Raw genomic sequence first — 505 nt, forward strand, 5'->3', positions numbered from 1 at the left:
GTAGGCGAACCCTGCCCAGGTCGACACATAGGTGAGGTCTGCTACCCACAGCCGGTTAGGTGCTGGTGGTCCGAAGCGGCGCTGGACGAGATCGGCGGGACGGGCTGTGGCCGGATCAGCGATCGTGGTCCTGCGGGCTTTGCCGCGGGTGGTCCCGGACAGGCCGAGTTTGGTCATCAGCCGTTCGACGGTGCATCTGGCCACCTCGATGCCCTCACGGTTCAGGGTTAGCCACACTTTGCGGGCACCGTAAACACCGTAGTTGGCGGCGTGGACGCGGCTGATGTGCTCCTTGAGTTCGCCATCGCGCAGCTCGCGGCGGCTGGGCTCCCGGTTGATGTGGTCGTAGTAGGTCGATGGGGCGATCGGCACACCCAGCTCGGTCAGCTGTGTGCAGATCGACTCGACACCCCACCGCAAACCATCGGGGCCCTCGCGGTGGCCCTGATGATCGGCGATGAACCGGGTAATTAGCGTGCTGGCCGGTCGAGCTCGGCCGCGAAGA

The 505-nt window shown here is 65.5% G+C and carries 1 pseudogene; it reads right to left on the bottom strand.

Annotated elements, in window-relative coordinates:
* A pseudogene (locus tag IEY39_RS30345) lies at positions 1-505 on the bottom strand (IS3-like element IS6110/IS987 family transposase); the annotation flags it as partial.

This window comes from Puia dinghuensis, from assembly GCF_014642875.1.
Taxonomy (GTDB): Bacteria; Bacteroidota; Bacteroidia; order Chitinophagales; family Chitinophagaceae; genus Puia; species Puia dinghuensis.